This window comes from Kribbella sp. NPDC003557 (assembly GCF_040610805.1).
Classification (GTDB): domain Bacteria; phylum Actinomycetota; class Actinomycetes; order Propionibacteriales; family Kribbellaceae; genus Kribbella.
Map to the genome: position 1 here is coordinate 267,437 of NZ_JBEXMY010000001.1, position 16,776 is coordinate 284,212.

The 16,776-nt window shown below is 69.7% G+C and carries 16 protein-coding genes; 6 read left to right on the forward strand and 10 right to left on the reverse strand.

From position 1 onward, the window contains the following. The first annotated feature begins 110 nt into the window (after positions 1-110). The gene (locus ABZW60_RS01315) at positions 111-1,115 is read left to right on the forward strand and encodes a hypothetical protein (protein WP_355472800.1); all 1,005 of its coding nucleotides are present in this window, start codon (positions 111-113) and stop codon (positions 1,113-1,115) included. 59 nt (positions 1,116-1,174) lie between these two features. Next, positions 1,175-2,173 (forward strand): YdcF family protein, encoded by a 999-nt coding sequence (locus ABZW60_RS01320; RefSeq protein WP_355472802.1) that lies wholly within the window; start codon positions 1,175-1,177, stop codon positions 2,171-2,173. On the opposite strand, the gene ABZW60_RS01325 is transcribed toward ABZW60_RS01320, so the two are convergent. Beyond that, the gene (locus ABZW60_RS01325) at positions 2,170-2,841 is read right to left on the reverse strand and encodes a response regulator transcription factor (RefSeq protein ID WP_355472804.1); all 672 of its coding nucleotides are present in this window, start codon (positions 2,839-2,841) and stop codon (positions 2,170-2,172) included. The two genes, ABZW60_RS01320 and ABZW60_RS01325, sit on opposite strands and share 4 nt — an antisense overlap. Next, positions 2,834-3,934 carry a sensor histidine kinase gene (locus ABZW60_RS01330; protein WP_355472806.1) on the reverse strand — a complete coding sequence of 367 codons (1,101 nt, stop codon included), beginning with the start codon at positions 3,932-3,934 and terminating at the stop codon, positions 2,834-2,836. The genes ABZW60_RS01325 and ABZW60_RS01330 overlap by 8 nt, the downstream gene beginning before the upstream one ends. Before the next feature lie 100 nt (positions 3,935-4,034). On the opposite strand from ABZW60_RS01330, the gene ABZW60_RS01335 reads away from it, so the two are divergent. Next, entirely contained in the window at positions 4,035-5,408 is a 1,374-nt protein-coding gene (locus ABZW60_RS01335) for an alpha/beta fold hydrolase (RefSeq protein ID WP_355472808.1), read from the forward strand. Between the two features lies 1 nt (position 5,409). On the opposite strand, the gene ABZW60_RS01340 is transcribed toward ABZW60_RS01335, so the two are convergent. Together ABZW60_RS01340 and ABZW60_RS01345 are read right to left on the reverse strand one after the other, a co-directional pair. Further along, positions 5,410-6,954: a fibronectin type III domain-containing protein gene (locus ABZW60_RS01340; protein WP_355472810.1), complete on the reverse strand. Its 1,545-nt coding sequence runs from the start codon at positions 6,952-6,954 to the stop codon at positions 5,410-5,412. A gap of 115 nt (positions 6,955-7,069) precedes the next feature. After that, positions 7,070-7,375 (reverse strand): hypothetical protein, encoded by a 306-nt coding sequence (locus tag ABZW60_RS01345; protein ID WP_355472812.1) that lies wholly within the window; start codon positions 7,373-7,375, stop codon positions 7,070-7,072. A gap of 171 nt (positions 7,376-7,546) precedes the next feature. Between ABZW60_RS01345 and ABZW60_RS01350 the strand changes: the two genes are divergently transcribed. Further along, on the forward strand, positions 7,547-8,323 hold the full coding sequence (locus tag ABZW60_RS01350; RefSeq protein ID WP_355472814.1) for an SDR family oxidoreductase: 777 nt from the start codon (positions 7,547-7,549) through the stop codon (positions 8,321-8,323). 66 nt (positions 8,324-8,389) lie between these two features. Then, on the forward strand, positions 8,390-8,968 hold the full coding sequence (locus ABZW60_RS01355; protein WP_355472816.1) for an isochorismatase family protein: 579 nt from the start codon (positions 8,390-8,392) through the stop codon (positions 8,966-8,968). A 1,310-nt stretch (positions 8,969-10,278) separates the two neighbouring features. On the opposite strand, the gene ABZW60_RS01360 is transcribed toward ABZW60_RS01355, so the two are convergent. From ABZW60_RS01360 to ABZW60_RS01375, 4 genes are all read right to left on the reverse strand, one after another. Then, positions 10,279-11,811 carry an AbgT family transporter gene (locus ABZW60_RS01360; protein ID WP_355472818.1) on the reverse strand — a complete coding sequence of 511 codons (1,533 nt, stop codon included), beginning with the start codon at positions 11,809-11,811 and terminating at the stop codon, positions 10,279-10,281. Further along, on the reverse strand, positions 11,808-12,803 hold the full coding sequence (locus ABZW60_RS01365) for a poly(3-hydroxybutyrate) depolymerase (RefSeq protein ID WP_355472819.1): 996 nt from the start codon (positions 12,801-12,803) through the stop codon (positions 11,808-11,810). The genes ABZW60_RS01360 and ABZW60_RS01365 overlap by 4 nt, the downstream gene beginning before the upstream one ends. A gap of 94 nt (positions 12,804-12,897) precedes the next feature. Further along, positions 12,898-13,626, reverse strand: a complete 729-nt coding sequence (locus ABZW60_RS01370) for a creatininase family protein (RefSeq protein ID WP_355472821.1) — start codon at positions 13,624-13,626, stop codon at positions 12,898-12,900. A gap of 59 nt (positions 13,627-13,685) precedes the next feature. Beyond that, positions 13,686-14,342 carry a GntR family transcriptional regulator gene (locus ABZW60_RS01375; RefSeq protein WP_355472823.1) on the reverse strand — a complete coding sequence of 219 codons (657 nt, stop codon included), beginning with the start codon at positions 14,340-14,342 and terminating at the stop codon, positions 13,686-13,688. Positions 14,343-14,470: 128 nt separating this feature from the next. Between ABZW60_RS01375 and ABZW60_RS01380 the strand changes: the two genes are divergently transcribed. Further along, a complete protein-coding gene (locus tag ABZW60_RS01380; RefSeq protein ID WP_355472824.1) occupies positions 14,471-14,953 on the forward strand; it encodes a hypothetical protein in 483 nt (160 codons plus the stop codon). Between the two features lie 21 nt (positions 14,954-14,974). On the opposite strand, the gene ABZW60_RS01385 is transcribed toward ABZW60_RS01380, so the two are convergent. Further along, positions 14,975-15,826: a hypothetical protein gene (locus ABZW60_RS01385; RefSeq protein WP_355472826.1), complete on the reverse strand. Its 852-nt coding sequence runs from the start codon at positions 15,824-15,826 to the stop codon at positions 14,975-14,977. Then, entirely contained in the window at positions 15,823-16,389 is a 567-nt protein-coding gene (locus tag ABZW60_RS01390) for a sigma-70 family RNA polymerase sigma factor (RefSeq protein ID WP_355472827.1), read from the reverse strand. The genes ABZW60_RS01385 and ABZW60_RS01390 overlap by 4 nt, the downstream gene beginning before the upstream one ends. Positions 16,390-16,776 lie beyond the last annotated feature (387 nt).

Sequence of the window (16,776 nt, forward strand, 5' to 3'; positions counted from 1 at the left end):
TTATCCCTTGGAGTACGGCGAAATGTTTCGCGCTCCACCCCGGTCCGCGCGGCGCCGACGTGATCGCGTTAGCGTGGCGACGACAGCGAAATCTCGACCGAGAGGAAGCTATGTCATGCATAACACCACGCCGATGGGGTGCCATCGCACCTCGTCCGGCCGGCGTCCTGGCCGTTGGCACCGCGGCGACTCTCGCGGTCACGGGTCTCGTACCCGCGCAGGCCGCAACCAGCTCGCCCGCCTCGGCAACGGCGGCGACGCGGAAGATCAAGTGTGACGACAAGCCCGGCGGCAAGCCCTTCTACGACCCGCCGTCGGCATCGAAGAAGTACGACAAACGGTTCCGCAGGAGCGCCGCACTGCCCAAGCTGGGTTCCTACATCCCGCAGGGCATCGGCACCTGGTGGAACTGGTCCGGGTCGAAGAACCTGCTGCTGGTGACGATGTACCACCCAGGCAAGCGGTCGCTCATCGTCGGCATCGATCCGGCCACCAACAAGGTCGTCGGCGATGTGTCGATCGCGCCGACGCACGGCGGCGGGATCACCACCGCCTACGGCTGGGCCTTCGTGCAGGGCGGCACACATGGGATCCGCAAGTACAAGTTGTCCACGCTGGCCAAGGCGATGAAGAAGTCGGGTACGCCGTACGTGAAGGCGACCGGCAAGGAACGCAAGGTGTACTGGGCGTCGTTCGTGACCAGCTACGGGGACTCGCTGTTCGCGGGCCGGTTCAACCCCGAGGGCCGCGGCAAGATGTATCAGTACAAGATCAAACCCGACGGATCGCTCACCACGATCAAGAAGGCGTGGGAGATCCCGACCAAGACCCAGGGGCTGCTGGTGACGAAGTCGCACTTCGTCTACAGCACGTCCTCGGGCCGCAAGTATCTGAGTAACCTGTACGTCGTACGCCGCGGGCAGCGGGATCTCGACAAGGCGAAGCTGACCTGCTTCCGGGCGCCGAGCATGTCCGAGGGGATGACCGACTTCGGCGGTTACGCGTACCTGGTGTTCGAGTCCGGTGCCTACAAGTACCGCTCCGACCCGAACACGAAGAACGTGATCAAGCATTTGCACAGGGCAAAGGTCTCGTCGCTGACCAGTTTGTCGTGACCGGCTGACCGGCCTGTCGGGAGCTCATCGGGCGGCATCAGATGGTTTGATGTCGCCCGATGGTCATCTGCTTCGGGATCGCCGGGTTCTGGTTCCTCGTCTTCGGTGTCAGCTTCCTGCGCGATCGGCGCCTGTTCAAGAACGGGATCTTCCTGGTCCTCGCGCTGATGTTCGCCGGCCTCGGCCTGATCTTCGCGGTCGAGAGCGTGAACGCGACCGCCGGGCGGGTGCTGGCGGTCGCGGTGCTGGCCGCGATCCCGCTCTCGATCGCGGTGCTCGCCGTGTTCCTGGTGATCAACGGCGTCACGATGCTGCGCCGCGAGCGCCGCCGGCTGTCCAACCTGCTGTCGCTGCTGGTCGGCCTCGGGATCATCGGTTTCGTCGTGTTCAGCCTCCTGGTCGAGAAGATCGGCTGGGAGCCGCTGGCCGCCGTCCGGTCGGTGCTGCTCGGTGTGCTGACCTACATCTCGTTCCTGTTCCTCTGCTTCCTGGTGTACGCGTTCGTCTACAGCCGGGTCCGCTCGTCCCGCAAGGTCGACTTCGTCGTCGTGCTCGGCTCGGGCCTGATCGGCTCGCGGGTCCCGCCCCTGCTGGCCAGCCGCCTCGACCGGGCCCAGCAGGTGTACGAGCGCGCGCTCCGCCGGGGCCGCTCACCGCTGCTGGTCACGTCCGGCGGCCAGGGCCCGAACGAGGACCTGCCCGAGTCGCACGCGATGGCGGCGTATCTGGTCGAGCGCGGCGTCGCGGACCAGCAGATCATCCGCGAGGACAAGTCGACGACCACGTGGGAGAACCTGACCTTCAGCCGCGACCTGATGGCCGGGCTGCGGCCGGAGTACCGCTGCCTGATCGTCACGAACAACTTCCACGCGTTCCGCGCCGCGCTGACCGCCCGCAAGGCGAAGGTGAACGGCCAGGTGGTCGGCTCGCCGACGGCGGCGTACTACTGGCCGACGGCAACCATCCGCGAGTTCGTCGCGATCCTGGTCAGCCACCCGTACGTCAACGGCGGCGTCTGCCTGCTGATCGCACTCAGCGCGATCCTCCCGCACTTCTAGCGCCGCCGCGGCTGCACCAGGCCGGACTCGTACGCGGCGATCACCAGCTGGGCCCGGTCGCGGGCGTGCAGCTTGGCGAGCAGGTGCCCGATGTGGGTCTTCACGGTGCCCCGGCCGACGTGGAGATGGTCGCAGATCTCCTCGTTCGACAGCCCGCGCGCGATCAGCGACAGCACCTCGCGCTCGCGATCGGTGACCCCGTCGAGTCCGGTCAGCGGCGTCTGCCCGGGCTCGGCCAGCCGGGCGAACTCCGCGATCAGCCGGCGGGTGATCGACGGCGCCAGCAGCCCCTCGCCCGCCGCGACGACCTTGATTGCCTGCAGCAACTCCACGGGCGGGACGTCCTTCAGCAGGAAGCCGCTCGCGCCGGCCCGCAGACCGGCGTACACGGCGTCGTCGAGGTCGAACATCGTCAGGATCAGCACCTTCGTCCCGGCGGTTTCCGGCGCGGAGCAGATCTGCCGGGTCGCCGCGATCCCGTCCAGCGTCGGCATCCGGACGTCCATCAGGACGACGTCGGGCCGTTCGCGGCGCGCGAGCTCGACCGCCTCGGCCCCGTCCGCCGCCTCGCCGACCGTGGTCAGGCCCGGTGTGGTGTCGATCAGCACGCGGAAGCTGCCGCGCAGCAACGCCTGGTCGTCCGCGACCAGCACCCGGATCTCACTCATGCGGCAGCCGTACGACGACCTCGAAGCCGCCGCCCGCGCGCGGCCCGGCCCGGTACGAGCCGCCGTACACACTGACACGTTCGCGGATCCCGATCAGGCCGTGTCCTTCGACCACCGCACCGCCGGCCCCGTCGTCAATCACCTCGAGCTGTACGGCGTCGGCGCCGCCGCTGATCGTGATCGCGCATCGGCTCGCGCGGGCGTGTTTCGTCACGTTGGTCAGACACTCCTGGACGATCCGGTGGACGGTGAGCGCGACGGCCTCCGGAAGCGGCTCGGGTACGTCGACCCGCAGGTCGACGCGGACACCGGTCGACTCGACGCGCGCGACCAGCTCCGGCAGTGCGGCCAGCCCGGCGGGCGGCGTGAGGTCGATCGGCTCGTCGGGGTCCCGCAGCAGGCCGAGCATGTGCCGGAGTTCGACCAGCGCGTCGCGGCTCGTGGACTCGATCACCGACAACGCGTCGGACACCTCCTCGGGACGGACCCGCAGGACATGGTTCGCGACACCGGCCTTGACCGCGATCAATCCCATGCTGTGGGCAACGATGTCGTGCAGCTCGCGGGCGATCCGCAACCGTTCCGCGGCGACTGCCCGCTCGGCCAGCACCTGCGCCGCGCGGGCGGCGGCGGCCCGCCGGTCGCGGACGACCTGTCCCAGCACCCAGGCGCCGTACAGGGCGGCGATCCCGGTGAGCACGAGCGCGGCGCGGGACTGACCAGCGGGTGCACCGGCTACGACGCCGAGGACCAGAACGATGAAGCCGACCCCACCTGCCAGACCGATCAGTCGGCGGCTCGACAGTGGGCGGCTCGACGAGCGGGTCAGCGCGACGACGTACAGGACGTAGGCAGCGGCGAGCAGCGGGTCCCGCAACGCGTCCACGGCGTACGCGATCACAGACATCAGGACGACCACGGCGAGCGCCGGCAGCGGCCAGATCCTGCGCACGGCGATCGGCAGCGCGAGCCCGACCGCGACGAGCCCCGGACCGGTGGATGACGTGAACAGGACGAGGACGGCGTACCCGGCCGCGACCAGACAGTCCGCGACGATCAACTGCCGCCGGCTCAGGCCGTACTCCCCTGTCACGCGTCGAACCTAGCCGAGCCAACGGACCACCACCTCGGACCGTGGGCCGTCGGCCTCCGGTCCGATGTGCCGACAGCGGATCCGCGAAACCGTGGCCGGCATGCTGAAACTACTCTCCCTCGCGGCGAGCGGCGTGCTGACGGCCAACGTCCTCACCCCGCCCGCCCCGACACTCTCGTGGGGCGAATGTCCCGGCGGACCGGGACCGGTCGGCATCGAATGCGCGAGCCTGCAGGTGCCGGTCGACTGGAGCCGCCCCGACGGTCGCCGGATCACCCTGATGGTGGGACGTCTGCCGTCGACCGGGCCGAAACAGGGATCCGTGCAGGTCAACCTGGGCGGACCGATGGGGATGAACATCGACCTGCTGCGCTCGTACGGCGGCGCGGACGCCTTCGCCGGGCTGCGCCAGAGGATGGACATCATCACCTGGGACCTCCGCGGCGGCCCCAACCTCGCCGGTATGAGCACCAACCTGCCGTGCGAATGGACCGGCGCCCGCCAGCCGCGGGTGCCGCGCGACCAGGCCGCGTTCGACGTACTCGCGGCCGGCAACCGAGCGGTCGCGGAGAAGTGCCAGGCGAAGGACCCCGAGCTGTTCGCGGTGATGGATTCGGCCAGCCACGCCCGCGACCTGGACGCCGTCCGGCGCGCGCTCGGCGAGTCCGCGGTCAACTTCTACGGCGCGTCGTACGGCGGCTTCATCGGGCAGACATACGCGAATCTCTTCCCTGAGCACGTGCGATCGATGGTGCTGGACGGCACCTGGAACCACAGCACCGACAACTGGGATCGCGAACTCACCCGGCTCGCGCGCGACGTACAGACCTACCTCACCCGCTTCCTCGACTGGTGCGACTGCGCGGCGTCGTGGCGACAGGTGGTCGCCCGCGCGCAGCGCCAACCGCTGCCGGCCGGGAGCACGACGTACGACGGCAACGAGATCCGGTCGACCGGGCTGCAGCTCGCGCGCCAGGGCGAGGCGTCGTACCCGAAACTCCTGGCTGCGTTGAGGAAGGCCGCGGCGACCGGTGACGCGTCGGGGTTCGTACCGGAGCCGCCGAACGCGCCGTTCCCGGCCGCGCCGTCGCCGGGCGTCGTCGAGTGCACGGACTGGCCGCATCCGACCAGCCAACGACAACTCCAGCAGCAGGTACGGCGGATGGAGGCCGCCGCGCCCTACACCGGGGCCGCGGGCACGATCCAGCTGGCGATGCTGTCCTGCGTCGGCTGGCCGGTGCCGGTCCGCAACCCACCGGCCGCGCTGCCCGACGGTCTGCCGCCGCTGCTGATGGCGGGCAACTGGAGCGAGTACGACACCGCGTCCCGGGTGATCGACCAGGTCCCGGGCAGCGGTTCGATCTACCACGACGGCCCGGGGCACACGCTCTACCAGTCCAACGCGTGCGCGCGGACGAAGATCGACGACTACCTCGTCGGCCTCGTCGTACCTCCGCGCGGCACCCGCTGCTGAGTCACCGGACGCGAACGGAAACCGCCGGACTCCTGCGGACGTTCCGGCCGTCGCTGACCTCGACGTGATACGACACCGTGCGGCCACTGGTCAGACCGGAGTCGGTCACCGAGGTGACGGTCGGCTTCGTCCAGGAGTACGACGTCCGCGACCAGCTGCCGATCCGCGTGCTGCCGCGGTACAGCAGGTAGGTGAGCGTGATGTTGTCGCGGTCGAGCACGGTCGGGAAAGCGACCGTCACCTTGTTCGCCCGCGCGCTGGCGACCTTCGGCGCGGCCGGTCGCGCGGGCGCCGCACCGCCCGGCACGTCGGTGAACCGCGTCAGCCCTTCCTGCGGTACGCCGTTGACGGTGGTGAAGTCACCGCCCGCCCACAGGTCGTTGCCGCCGGACGCGAAGGCGAGCGGACCGACCAGCGTCGTACCGCCCGCCTTGGTGTTCGGGAACCAGGGTCCGAGCTTGCCGGTGATCGTGCTGTACACGAGCAGATGGTGCATACCGGTCTTGTCGGGGAACGCCCCGTCCGCACTGCAGTCGTGCGCGTGGGAACCCTTGTACAACCAGTTCCCGATCGCCTTGATCGCCTCGGTCGCACCCAGGCATTTGCTCTGCCAGAGCAGCTTGCCGGTCGTGGCGTTCGCGGCCAGCACGCCGTCGTAGCAGGTCATGCTGTTGGTGCCGGCGTTGGACGCGAAGACCTTGTCGCCCTGGACTTCGAGGTCCTTGACCCGGCTGTCGCACTCCTCGGACCGCGGCGGGATCGCGGCGGCGGCCGGCATCGAGAGCAAGGCGCCGGTGGTGCTGTTGAGCATCGCCAGCGCATGCTGGTCCCGGCCGGCGATCCGCGTGAAACCACCGCCCACGAAGACCCGCGCACCGTCGGCCGACACCTCGATCGCGTGCACGTCGTCGTTCGCGCCGGGGTTCCACGGCAGCACCGCGCCCGTACTCAGGCCGACCGCGGCGACCCGGCTGCGGGCGATCTTGTCCACGCTGCCGAACGAACCGCCCAGGTAGACCGTGCTGCCCGTGACCTTCAACGCCGCGACCCGGTAGTTGACCACCGGGTCCCAACCCGCCACCAGCTTGCCGGTGCCGACGTCGAACATCGCCACCCGGGACCGCGGCACCCCGTCGACGACGGTGAAGTCACCGCCGATCACGACCCGCCGGCCGTCCGGGGAGGTCGCGACGCTCCACACCGGTCCGTTGACCTTCGGCGCGAACCGCGTCGGTACGCCGGTGGTCCGGTCGAACACCGCGAAGTACTTCCGCGCCGCGTCCCCCACCCCACGGGCCTTTCCCGGCGGCCGGACCCGGGTGAACAGCCCGCCCGCGAACACCAGGTTCCCCGCGACGGCGACCGCGTTCACGCTCGCGTTCGTCTGCCAGGACGACTGCTGCACCGACGACAACGCCGACCCGAACCCCGGCGGCGAACTCGCGGCCGCAGCCTCGGTCGCGGCCTGCACCGCCGGCCCCGACGGGACCAGCGCCGCGGCGACCACGGCCGCAGCCGTCACAGCACCCAGGACAACCTTCTTCATGAGCGAACCCCCAAGGGCCCGCTCCGGCGGAAGATGCCGACCCATGACTCGATGACAATGCGCACTCAAACGATAACTGTCAGCACCTGATCATTCGAGTCGGGGTGCGCGTAGCTCAGTCCTGCGGCACCCGCGGCCGCTCCGCCCGGCGGGCCAGGGCGCCGCGGACGAAGTTGACCACCAGGAGCGCGGGCAGGATGAACGCCTGGAAGAACATCCAGTAACTCTCGCCCTGGAAGATGAAGGCGAGATAGATGCCGTACCCAAGGAAGCCCACGCCCGCCAAGGCGCTGACCGCCCTGGCGCCGGCCGACTGCTCGAAGCCCTTCGAGGCCGCGATGGCCAGCATCGCCACACCGCTGACACACAGCAGCACGACGTACCACGAGAACGTCGGGTCCAGCCCGAAGTCGATGTTCATCGATCCCCACCAAGCACTCAGTTGAATGAAACTGCCGCAACGTACCCGACGGACCGTCACCGTGGATACGAAATTGCAGCAACGTGCAACGGGCCAAGTGCCTTGCGTTCGGGTAGTTAGTCGGCTAAATTTTCTGCTTAGCCGACTAACTATATGTCTGGAGGACGGGTCGTGGACCTGGGTTTCAAGGATGTGGCGGTACTGGTGACGGGTGGGTCGTCCGGGATCGGGCGGGCCACGGCGGTCGCGTACGGGCGGGAAGGGGCCCGCGTCGCGATCACCTACAACTCCCGGAAGGACGCGGCCGAGGCCGTCGCCGAGGAGATCGAGGCGGCGGGCGGTACGGCGTACGTCGTACCGATGGACCTCAGTGCGCCCGAGACGATCGCGGCGGCCGTCGGGTCGGTCGTCGAGCACTGGGGCGGGCTGGACGCCGTCGTCGCGAACGCGGTCGACTGGGGACCGCACGACGGGCGGACGGCGAAGATCGAGGACGCCTCACCTGAATGGTGGACGGGGATCGTGCGAGCGAATCTCGAGGGCAACATGCACCTCGCACAGCAGGTCGCGCCCGCGCTGCGGCGGTCCGCGCACGGGCGGCTGGTCCTGGTCTCGACGGACCTGGCCGAGCGCGGCATGAGCGGCGGCGCCTGGGCGTACGGCGCGGCGAAGGCCGGACTGCACGGCCTGGCCGCGAGCTTGCAGCACGACTTCGGCGCGGACGGTGTCCTGGTCAACGTCGTCCTGCCCGGCATCACACTCGAGAACGGCGCGCACCGGATCATCCCGCGCGAAGCCCTGGACCGGATCACCGCCGGCTTCACCGCCCGGCACCTCCCGGACGTCTCCGAACTCGCCGACGCGATCCTGTTCCTCACGTCGCCGCGCACCAAAGCCGTCCAGGGCGAACATTTGCACGTCACCGGAGGCCAGCTGATGACCTCGTAATGCGGCGCTGACACTGCCGACGCTTGTACGGTGGGCTCAGGAGTACCACGGAGAAGGAGCGTCGCGATGGCCCGGGCACTGATCGTGGTTGATGTGCAGAACGACTTCTGCGAGGGCGGGAGCCTGGCCGTCGCCGGTGGTGCCGACGTCGCGTTCCGGATCGGCGAACTGCTGCACAAGTGGCACGAGGCCGAGCCCCAGGACCGCCGCTACGACTACGTGGTGGCCACCCGCGACCATCACATCGACCCCGGCGACCACTTCTCCCGCGAGCCCGACTTCGTGAACTCCTGGCCCCCACACTGCCTCGCCGGAACCGACGGCGTCGGCTTCCACCCGAACCTCGACCCCCAGCCCTTCGACGCGATCTTCGACAAGGGCGAGTACGCGGCCGCCTACTCGGGTTTCGAAGGCAAGTCCCACGAAGGCGGCCACGCTCTGGCCGACTGGCTCCGCGCCAAGGCAGTCACGGACGTGGACGTCTGCGGCATAGCCACCGACTACTGCGTCCGAGCCACCGCCCTGGACGCCCGCAAAGAGGGCTTCACCACCCGAGTCCTAACCACCCTCACCGCCGGCGTAGCCGAACCCACCACCCAACAGGCCCTAACAGACCTCCGCAACGCCGGCGTCACCCTCACCTAAAGGACGCCGCTCCGCGGCGACTGCCTTATTGCCGCCTTCGGCGGAGAGCGCATCTCGCGGGTGACCAACTCCGTGGCAGGTGTGTTGATAGGGACTCACAAAGGACACCGCTGCGCGGCAACTGCCTCGCAGCCGCCTTCGGCGGAGCGCACGTCACTCCCACCGACAACAGCTGTCGCGCCCAACGAGTGCGCATCTCGCGGCAACAGCAACCGCCCGGCGGATGTGTTGAGAAAGACTCAAAGGACGCCGCTCCGCGGCGATGCCTTGTAGCCGCCTTCGGCGGAGCGCATCACTCCAACCGACGACAACTGTCACGGCGCAACGCCCCCGGGGGATGTAGGGACGCGGCTCGTGGTGACTGACTTGTTGCCGTCCTCAGCGGACGCGCATCTCGGGGTAGAGCTGCTGTCCGGCGCCCGGGCTGAGAAGGACTCAGAAACAACGGCATTTCGTGGAGACGGCAAGAGAAGGATCACAGGGACACCGCGGCCGGGCGTAGGTTCTCGGCAGCTCGACAGTACGTATAGGTCCACTGCGGGCTGTTGGGCGGAAGGCTGAGCGTGAGGCCTGGTGGTCTTGGGCGACACCTCCTGTCGAGCTGCTGCGTGTGGCTGACGGACGGCATCGGACCACGGAGCACTGCAGGGACAGTCACCCGCCACGCCAGCCACAGCACACCGGCCGCCATCGCAGCACGACGGCGGCGGCGCCGATGTGAGTCACGCCCACTGCAGCCGGTACGGGTAGTGCGGCACACCAAGGCGGCCGGGGGCGGCCGGGGGCGGCCGGGGGCGACCGGGGGCGACCGGGGGCGACCGGGGGCGCAAGGCAACGACGAAGGAGCCGGGCGCGGCGGCGCGCGGGCGGCCGGGGCAGCCGGAGGCGACCGGAGGCGCAAGGCAACGACGAAGGAGCCGGGCGCGGCGGCGCGCGGGCGGCCGGGGCAGCCGGAGGCGACCGGAGGCGACCGGAGGCGACCGGAGGCGCAAGGCAACGACGAAGGAGCCGGGCGCGGCGGCGCGCGGGGCCGCACCACATCTCACATCACGCGCTCCTCATCTCATTGGCGTCCCCCGGGCTGAGCGACGCCACACCCCGGACCGGCCCGCCAGCACACTCGGCGATACGAGGGGGCGGTCGCAGCCGGCAGCAAGTGCATCGGCGGTAGCCCGGGGCGGGTGGGGCGGCGCATAGCACGGCGACGGACGAGCCGTGCGTCGCACCGCGTGGGCTGGCTCTACTTCAACCGTCCAGCCTCCCCACCCGATCCCTCACGTCACCCGCGGTAGCTCACCTCTCCAGCTGGCTTATCTGACCGGTGCGCCCGGGCCGAGTGGGATGCCTAGGGCCCACCAGGCCAGGAACAACAGGGTCCAGGCGATGGTCATCGCGACGGCCAGTGGGACCGTGTACGACGCGAGCGTGCCGACGCCGGCGTCTTTGCGGTAGCGCTGGAGGAAGCCGAGGGCCATCACGAAGTACGGGCTCATGGGGGTGATGGCCGTCGAGCCCGAGTCGGCGATGCGGAACAGGGCCTGGGTGGTCTCGGCGGGGACGTTCAGGAGGAGCATCATCGGGACCAGGATCGGCGCGGTCAGCGACCACATGGCCGAGCCGCTCGTGACGAGCACGTTGATGACGGTCAGCAGCGCGAGGATGCCGAGGAAGATCACCACCTTCGGCGCCCCGAGATCACCGAGTACCCGGGCCGACTCCGCCGACAGCAGATCGCCGAGGTTGCTCCAGTCGAAGTATGCGAGGAACTGCGCGATCGCGAAGAACAGCACCAGGACCGGCGCCATCTGTTTGATGCCCTCGGCCATCAACCGAGGTACGTCGGCCGCGCGCTCGATCGCCCGCACAGTCACGCCGTACGTGATCCCGACCAGCCCGAAGAGCACCGCGACGACCACCGCGATCCCGTCCAGGAACGGCGAGTCGACGATGCTGCCGTCCTTGCCGCGCAGCGGAGAGTCATGCGGCAGCAGGACGCCGACGATCGCGACGGCGGCGACCAGGAAGACGAGACCGGCCCGCCGCAGACCCTTGCGCTCGGCAACCGATACGGCGAGGCCGTCGACGTCGTCACCAGGCGCGTCCTGATCCGCGTCGAGGTCGGGCCGCTTGCTCAGCACCAGCCGGGTGACCAGCGTGATCACCAACGCGAGCAGCACGGACGAGGCGATGTTGAAGAACCAGTTCGACAGCACCGAGACATGCGCGGCCGGGTCCACAGTGCGAGCCGCGGCGGTGGTGATGCCGGCGAAGATCGCGTCGTTGGGCGTCGGGATCGGGCTGGCGTCGTACCCGGAGGCGATCGCGGTGTAGGCGACCACGATGCCGAGGATCGGCGACCGGCCGACCGCGCGGAACGCGAGCCCGCCGAGCGGCACCAGGATGATGTACGCCGCGGCCGACGCGACATGCGCCATCGTGCCGGCGAACGCGACCGCGAACACCACCATCGACTGCGGCACCCGGGACACGCTGACCCGCATCAGCGCCTGCAGGAACCCGGTCCGTTCGGCCAGCGCGACGCCCATGATGACGACCACGATCGTCGCCATCGGCGGGAACTCGGCGAAGTTCGAGATCGCCGTCGACACCGCCATCTGCAGGCCGTCGCCGGACAGCAGGTTCTGGACCGCGACCTCCTTGCCGTCCTTCGGCGAGATCACGGACACGTCCAGCGCGGACAGGACCGCACTGACCACAGCCAGCAGACCGGACAGGATCCAGAACAGCCAGAACGGGTGCGGCAGCGCGTTCCCGATTCGCTCGATGACCGCCATCGCCCGGACCAGGCGCGGCAGCTCCCTCGTGTCGGTCGCCGTACTCATAACTTGTGCGCCTTGAAGAACGCGCCGATCAACTCGTGCGCTTCGAACGTCTGCGTCACGTAGCCCGGCCCGGACGACGCATCCGATCCAGGCCAGCTGTGCCCGCCGTCGGTCACCGCGACGTGCACGACGTCGGCCTCGCAGTCCCGGTAGGTGAACTTCAGTACGTCGGACCCGATCCGGCTGGTCTTCGGGTCCTGGTCGCACTCGTCGCGCACGGACCAGTCGCGGACCCACGTCTGAACGTCGGCCAGGTCGCGCTGACCGTCACCGCCGTACGGGATCGTCGTGTCGCCGGTGCCGTGGATGTCGAGCACCGGGACCGGGCGGCTCGGCGCGCAGCGCGTGCCCTCGATGTAGAACGCGCCCGAGACCGGGGCGATCGCCGCGATCCGGTCGGCGAGCCGGCAGGCGAGGATGCCGGTGAAGCCGGCACCGTTGGACTTGCCGGTCGCGTAGACGGCCTTGGTGTCGACGCAGTACGACGCCTCGAGCTGGTCGAGCAGGTCCTCGGTGAACTTCACGTCGTCGACGCCCGCCGCGGAGTACGGCGCGCCCTGCCAGGCCTGTTTGTTCTCGTCGCCGATCACGCCGTTGGGGTAGGCAACGATCGAGTCGAGCTTCGACAGGTCGGAGAACGCCTCGGTCTGCGCGCCGGTCTTGCCGCGGCCGTGGTACACCAGGATCAGCGACCGCGCCTTCGAGGGCTTGTAGTCGTCCGGCACGTGCAGCCGGTACGTCCGGGGCAGACCGCCGCTGGCGACGGTGTAGTCACCGCTCGGAGCGGCCGGTTTGCCGCAGCCAGAGCTGGACGCACCTGCTGCGGTTGCCGTCGGCAACGTGACGGCGGCGGTCACCAGGGCCGCCGACGCCAGCAGCGCGCCGGCCCGGCGGGCGGTACGGCGAGATGTACGGGGGGATGTACTGCGGGATGTATGCCGGGACGTACGGCCGGGTGTACGGCGAGGGGTTTTCGGGCGTGCGAGGTTCATCAGGGGTGCCTCCTCGGGGCAGGCGACCTGCGGGCGGGCAGGCTCGCGCCTGGACCTCCCTGAGCGAAGGTCCAGCAACTCGGGAACTGCGGCGTCAGGCCGCCAGCAACTCGGCGGCGAAGGCGGCTATCCGGTCGGCGGCGGACTCCACCAGGAGCCGGCCGTCCGCGGCGGTGGCGCGGCGGGGATCACCCAGCACGCCACGCTTGTGGTATTCGTCGAACCCGACGGACAGCCGCGGTCCGCGCGACTGCCGGGAGAGCCGGGCCGTGGTGGTCAGGTCGTCCAGTGCGGTGGCGCCGGGCTCCAGGCGATCGGCCTGGACCAAGTCCGGCGCCAGGTACAGCATCTGCGCGGTCTCGGCCTCGCCGGCGTGACCGTGGACCTCGCTGACATCCGTGATCAGGTCCGACACCACAGATGTGAGCGGGGTCCACGCGAACGTCACGTCGGTGCGGACGTACTCCTGAGCGAGCACGGACAGGGCAGCGTTGTTCCCTCCGTGCCCGGTGATCACCAGGAACTGCCGCCAGCCGTGCTCGTGCAGGCTGGCCACCAGGTCCCGGAGAACCTGCATGAACGTTGCCGGCGACAACGTCATCGTTCCGGCGAAGGCCATGTGGTGCGGCGAGACGCCGTACGGTACCGGCGGGGCGATCACCGCGCGACCGGCCAGCCGCTCGGCGACGCGTTCGGCGACACCGACGGCGCGGACGGTGTCCGTGGACATCGCCATCCCGCCGCCGTGCTGCTCCTGCGCACCGACCGGGATGATCACCAGCGGCGATTCCCGGACCGCGGCGGCCGCCTCGTCGGTCGTCATCTCGGCGAGTTTCCGGAAACTTCCGGTCGCCTGGTGACGATGTGTTTCCGGAGTTTCCGTCATGAGAACTCCGGGGCGGACTCGACGGCCTGACGAATGTTGTCGAGGTGTTCACGGGTCAGGCGCTCGGCCCGTACGGCGTCCTGGGCGCGGACCGCCTCGACGATCGCCTGGTGCTCCTCGTGGTCGCGCTCGCGGTTGTCGTACAGCGCGCGGATCTGTTGCTGTTCGCGGACCCGGACCTTCAGCAGCGAGGCCAGTACTTCTTGCAGCAAAGGGTTCCCGGATGCGGCGGCGAGCTCGACGTGGAAGTTCAGCGCGAACGCCGGACCGCCGGGCGGGACGAGCGCGTTGGTGACCGCGGCCTCCAGGCGATCGAGGTTCTCGGGCTGCCGCGCGACGGCCGACTGCGCCGCCACCACCGGCTCGATCACCAGACGCGCGCTGATCAGCTGCAGCACCGATTCCCTGGTGATCGGCGGCCGATGCGGGTTGGCGAGTACGACGTTGTTGATCGTCGGCCCGACGTACGTCCCCGACCCGTGCCGGAACTCGACGGCCCCGGTCGCTTCGAGCTTCCGCAGCGCCTCCCGCACCGTCGGCGTCGTGATCGCGAACCGCTTCGCCAGCTCCCGCGCCGACGGAATCGCATCCCCCGGCCGCAACCCACCCTCCCGGATGATCCCGAGAATCGACTCGGTCAACCGATCGGACAAGCTGGGCGGCACCTCAGCAGCTGAGTAACTCACAAACTGACTAAATCACTTAGCCAATTACTTGGTCAAGGCTTCGGCGAGGACTTCTGTCCGGTCGCGGTGACCGTCGCACGCCGTACCTTTCTCGGATGAATACGCGGACCTGGGCGCGGTCGATCGTCGGCATCGTCTTCCGCGCCCTGGGCATCGGCATCGGTGTCGCGGTGGTGATCGGCGTCATCGTGATGATCGTCCAGTCCCGGAGCTGCGTGCCGGAGGAGGACTGCCTGGCGACGGTGGGTGGCATCGGGTACGGCGCCATCAGCGGCGGGATCACGGTCGCGCTCGCCGTACTGCTGCTGTCGATCCGCCGCGGCGTCGGCGCGATCTTCGGCGCCGGCGCCGCGGTCGGTGCGCTGGCCCTGCTCGCCTCCCCCTGGGGTGCGATCTTCGGGTGGGCCGAGCCACTCGTGCTCCTCGCGGCGATCGCGGTCTCCGTCGCCGGGGTCCTGCAACGCTGCCACCAGCCGGCCGGCGACGGCGGTCGCCGGTGGTCGCGACCTTCGCGGACCGCGATCCTGGTCGCGACCGGCGTCGTACTCCTCGGTCTGCTCCCCCTGTGCCTCGACTAGCCTCGAGATTTCATGTCGCGGCTAGCGCTTGGCCGAGGCGAAGAGGATGACCTGCTTGTCCTTCACCAGGAAGCCGTCCTTGACGAAGTACGTCGGCGGCACCGTCTTCGGGGAGGAGGTCGTACCGTTCGCGGACACGCGGTACTCCGGGACGGTGTATCCGCGCTGCGCCAGGATCGCCAGGACCTGGGAGACCCGGAGGTTGCGGAACTTCACGCCCTGCAAGGGCTCGCCGCGGCCGTCGATCGCTCCGGTGAGGGCCATCCGCTCGCCGGGACGGGCGGCCCGTGCGATCACGAGGCCCGCCTCGCCCGCGTAGTTCTTCGGGATCAGGAACTCCGGGACGCACGGGAAGGTTCCTGCCTGCGCGCAGCCCGGCGGGTCGTCGGTCTGCTTGATGTTCGGCGAGTCGGGCCCGAACGTGGCGGCCGGGCTCAGTCCGACCATGGACGGCGAGCCGGGCATCAGCTTGAGGGTGATGTTCAGGTGATGCTTCTTGAACTCCTTGTTGTAGCGCGCGGTGTCGGCGTACGGGTCGACGATCCGCACCCGCAGGTAGTCGCCCTCGGAGCTGAACGACAGCGCCGCGCCCAGCGCCTCCTGACGGGAGTCGCCCGGCAACTCGACGATCGTGACCGCGGCGGCCGCGACCACGCTCGCCGCGACCAGGGCCGGCACCAACCGGCGGCGGGCCTTCGCCGGGAGCGGACTCCGCCCGGCCTTCGCCGGGAGCGGGCGCTGGGACTGCTGCGGAGTCTCGGTGATTCGGGTCAGCAGGTCGTTCCGGGTCTCCGCGCTCACGGCACGCGCCGGGTCGTCGTCGGCGACCGGGTCGAGCCGGCGGAGCAGGTCAAGGTTCTCGGCTTTTCTCATCGGTTCTCTCCTCGGGCCGGCGCCGGCTGCTCGCCGGACGCGGAATGGTTCAGCAGACGGTCGAGGCGGCGCCGGGCCCGGTGCAGACGGACGGCCGCCGTACTGCGTGAGCAGCCGAGCGCAGCCGCCAGCTGGGCGGTGTCCAGGCCTTCCCAGGCGACGAGCGACAACAGTTCACGGTCTGGGCGGGACAGTTGCCGGAAGACGTCGGCCGCGTGCCGTAGCTCGAGTGCGGTCTCGGGCTCGGCCGGAAGCGTCCGCAGGTCGTCCCGCAGCCGGTCGGCGAGCCCGTGCCGGCGCGTTTCGCCGCGTCGATGGTTCGCGAGTACCCGCCGCGCCACGCCGTACAGCCACGGCAGTGGTTCGCCGGGTACGTCGGCCATCCGCCGCCACGCGATCAGGAACGTCTCGGCCACGAGATCCGCCGCGTCGGCCCGCACGTCGAGCCGCCGCACGAAGTACCGCAGCACGTCGTCGTGATGCCGCGCGAACAACTCCTCGAACCCGCCCAGCCCGACACGCCCCGGCCCACCGACCGACGCCACCTTCCCCATCAGCTTCATACCCGGTCTCTGTCCGGCCAGCGCGCCCGATTACAGGTCCATCCCCAGAATCCCTCGATCCGGGGTCATCCGCTCAGTGCGAGGTCGGGCAGTGCCGGTTGGTCAGCGGGTGGAGTTTATCGGTGGTGTTCGAGGGCTCGCGGATGCGGAGCTCGCGCGGCAGGTGCCTCTTGGCTAGGCGGCGACGGGTGGTCGACTCGCTGAGGTTGTCGGGACGGGCGAGTGCCCGGGGCTGGTGGACGTGTAGCTCAGGCAGCCGAGACCGGCCGGCGACCGGCGCAGTCGACCGCGACGCCAGCCGCAACCACCGGCGGTGGCCGGAACCTCCGGCGCGAGCCAGCACAACCCGGCGTAGCCGGAACAACCGGCGGTAGCCGGAACCTCCGG

Excerpts from the sequence above, each read along its gene's own strand:
- ABZW60_RS01325 (WP_355472804.1), bottom strand. The coding sequence starts at position 2,841 with ATGAGTGAGATCCGGGTGCTGGTCGCGGACGACCAGGCGTTGCTGCGC.
- ABZW60_RS01380 (WP_355472824.1), top strand. The coding sequence starts at position 14,471 with ATGAATACGCGGACCTGGGCGCGGTCGATCGTCGGCATCGTCTTCCGC.
- ABZW60_RS01345 (WP_355472812.1), bottom strand. The coding sequence starts at position 7,375 with ATGAACATCGACTTCGGGCTGGACCCGACGTTCTCGTGGTACGTCGTG.
- ABZW60_RS01340 (WP_355472810.1), bottom strand. The coding sequence starts at position 6,954 with ATGAAGAAGGTTGTCCTGGGTGCTGTGACGGCTGCGGCCGTGGTCGCC.
- ABZW60_RS01370 (WP_355472821.1), bottom strand. The coding sequence starts at position 13,626 with ATGACGACCGACGAGGCGGCCGCCGCGGTCCGGGAATCGCCGCTGGTG.
- ABZW60_RS01360 (WP_355472818.1), bottom strand. The coding sequence starts at position 11,811 with ATGAGTACGGCGACCGACACGAGGGAGCTGCCGCGCCTGGTCCGGGCG.
- ABZW60_RS01320 (WP_355472802.1), top strand. The coding sequence starts at position 1,175 with ATGGTCATCTGCTTCGGGATCGCCGGGTTCTGGTTCCTCGTCTTCGGT.
- ABZW60_RS01355 (WP_355472816.1), top strand. The coding sequence starts at position 8,390 with ATGGCCCGGGCACTGATCGTGGTTGATGTGCAGAACGACTTCTGCGAG.
- ABZW60_RS01335 (WP_355472808.1), top strand. The coding sequence starts at position 4,035 with ATGCTGAAACTACTCTCCCTCGCGGCGAGCGGCGTGCTGACGGCCAAC.
- ABZW60_RS01315 (WP_355472800.1), top strand. The coding sequence starts at position 111 with ATGTCATGCATAACACCACGCCGATGGGGTGCCATCGCACCTCGTCCG.
- ABZW60_RS01365 (WP_355472819.1), bottom strand. The coding sequence starts at position 12,803 with ATGAACCTCGCACGCCCGAAAACCCCTCGCCGTACACCCGGCCGTACG.
- ABZW60_RS01385 (WP_355472826.1), bottom strand. The coding sequence starts at position 15,826 with ATGAGAAAAGCCGAGAACCTTGACCTGCTCCGCCGGCTCGACCCGGTC.
- ABZW60_RS01390 (WP_355472827.1), bottom strand. The coding sequence starts at position 16,389 with ATGAAGCTGATGGGGAAGGTGGCGTCGGTCGGTGGGCCGGGGCGTGTC.